The 2,452-nt window shown below is 40.8% G+C and carries 2 protein-coding genes and 1 pseudogene; all 3 read left to right on the top strand.

The features are described from left to right. Positions 1–97: 97 nt before the first annotated feature. Positions 98–1,045 carry a family 10 glycosylhydrolase gene (locus tag IQ246_RS29430; protein ID WP_339379283.1) on the top strand — a complete coding sequence of 316 codons (948 nt, stop codon included), beginning with the start codon at positions 98–100 and terminating at the stop codon, positions 1,043–1,045. A gap of 12 nt (positions 1,046–1,057) precedes the next feature. Continuing rightward, complete coding sequence (locus tag IQ246_RS29425; RefSeq protein ID WP_194006809.1) at positions 1,058–1,486, top strand: DUF2358 domain-containing protein; 429 nt, start codon at positions 1,058–1,060, stop codon at positions 1,484–1,486. Positions 1,487–2,030: 544 nt separating this feature from the next. Beyond that, a pseudogene (locus tag IQ246_RS29420) lies at positions 2,031–2,324 on the top strand (RRXRR domain-containing protein); the annotation flags it as partial. Between the last annotated feature and the right edge of the window lie 128 nt (positions 2,325–2,452).

The raw sequence follows: 2,452 nt of genomic DNA, 5'->3' as shown, positions 1-2,452 counted from the left end.
AATATCACCGCAGGCATAAGCATCAACAATTTTCTGGCGCAAGTCGAGAGAGTAGGGTTTCATACCGACCAGTTATCAGTACAATTGCTCTCTCCTAGTGTACTGCACTGGACTGATAACCGCTATAGTAGAGGCGCGACGAGTTGGACTAAAAGTTATCCCTTGGTTTGAATACGGCTTTGCCAGTTCATATAATTTGAATGGTGGTATACTTCTACAGAAAAAACCGGAGTGGGCTGCCCGTGACTGCAAGGGCAACTTAGTAAAGAAAAACGGTTTCGAGTGGTTGAATGCCCTTGACCCCCAGGTGCAGGAATTCTTGCTGAACTTGGTGCTAGAAGTTGTGAAAAATTACGATATTGATGGTATTCAAGGAGACGATCGCTTCCCCGCGTTACCCTGTGAAGGTGGCTATGATCAAGTAACTGTAACACGCTATCACCAGCAGTTTCATCATAATCCGCCACAAAACCCCAAGGATTGGCAATGGTTACAGTGGCGTGCAAACATTCTCACTGACTTCTTGGCGCGTCTATACCAGGAGGTGAAAGCAGTTAATCCTAACTTGCTAGTATCAATGGCTCCCAATATTTATGATTGGGCGTTCAAAGAATATCTGCAAGACTCACCAAGATGGCTCAAGCGTGGGATAGTCGATATCATCCACCCGCAGATTTATCGTCGTGACTTCAATAGCTATAGAGCGATCGCTGATAAACTAATAACCCAGCAGTTCACAAATGTGACGCGATCGAAGTTAGCGCCGGGAATTCTGATAAAACTTGGTTCTTACTGCATTAGTCCAGAATATCTAGTGCAGGCAATTGAATATAACCGCCAACTTGGCATTCAAGGAGAGGTGTTCTTTTTTTACGAAGGTTTGCGAGAGAATAACAATACCCTAGCTAAAATTTTACGAAATAGTGTTTATGCTAAATCTGCGTCATTTCCCACTTTTTCAAATTGGAGCGGCGGTGGTGTGAGTAACAGTAAAGCATCTTCAATTTTGCAGGGGGTAGAGAGGTTGTTCAGAAACTTTTTTTAAGGGACAAGAGGTATGGAATATCAATTGCAGATAGAAAAGGTAATAAAAACTCTCAAAGAGGATTTACCAACACTTTTTCAGAAAGATATCTCATATAACATTTATACGCAGGATATTTACTTTCAAGATCCAGTAAACAAATTTAAATATAAATTTAACTATCGCATCATATTTTGGACTTTACGATTTCATGCTCGACTATTTTTCACTCAAATTTACTTTGATGTGCATGATGTCTATCAGTTAGCCGAAGATACCATTTTAGCGAAGTGGACAGTTCGTGGAGTTTTACGTGTTCCCTGGAAAGCGGGTGTGTTTTTTAATGGATACTCAACTTATAAACTCAAGCGAGACGGTTTGATATACGAGCACATTGACACTTGGGATCGCAAACCAGGAGAGATTTTAAAGCAGTTTTTTCCAAAAGGAGGAGACAGCTAATTATCTGCTAATTGTTTTTGTATTAATTTATGCACGTTTAGTTGAATACTTGTAGTTAAGGCTGATGCGGGGACACGGAGACACCGGGAATTTTGAATTACAAGTAATTAAGCGGACTTGATATTAAATATAAATTACAAAGCATGAGCGATCGCTCTAAAAGACACCTACACCTACACCAGATCTGATGTAGCTGTAGGGCGGCTTGTCGGAGACATCTAAACTTTTCAAGATTGTCAGACTTTAGTCCCGAAAAAAGCATTCCTAGCCAGAGGCTAGGAACGAAATTATGGAAACTGATGTCAACTACCCACCACTAATCGGAGTACCGATATAGTGGGGGCTTGAAAGAGCCTAATTGACCAGTCTAAGTGTTAAATCACTACGTTTAAGGCAAGTGTTCAAGACCTACCAGAGAATGCGTAGCTAGTTCTCTGCTCTAGAACTCAAAGGTTAAACAGGTTTAAGGGTTAAGCTAGTGCTTTTGAGATAGTTACCGACCTTAAACATTGACGAAGCTAACATTACCCGAAAGGAGGGACTTATGTCCAAAGTATTTGTTATTGATTCAGAAAAAAGACCATTAGACCCAATTCACTCAGCACAAGCTAGGCAATTACTCAGGAACAAAAAAGCAGCAGTATTTAGGCGCTTTCCGTTCACAATTATTATGAAAGATTTGCGTCCCGACTCGCCAGTCTCACCACTGCGATTAAAGATTGACCCTGGTGCAGAAAATACAGGAATTGCATTAGTTAACGATGCTACAGGAGAAGTTGTATTTGCAGCAGAATTAAAGCATAGAGGCTTTGCAATTAGAAAAGCTTTGACTTCTAGGACAATACGGTTCAGTTAAGGCTAAAAATCATGTAAATTAAGCATTGTTCCCAAGCATGGAAGTTGAGTGTGGTGCATCTCAAGGATTTCTCGTTGGTGTCTCCTGATATACAAACTGAGGAACTGCTG

Origin of the sequence: aff. Roholtiella sp. LEGE 12411, from assembly GCF_015206995.1 — a bacterium.
Classification (GTDB): Bacteria; Cyanobacteriota; Cyanobacteriia; order Cyanobacteriales; family Nostocaceae; genus Komarekiella.
Note: the sequence above shows the minus strand (reverse complement) of the source record. Positions and strands in the feature narration are given on the sequence as shown.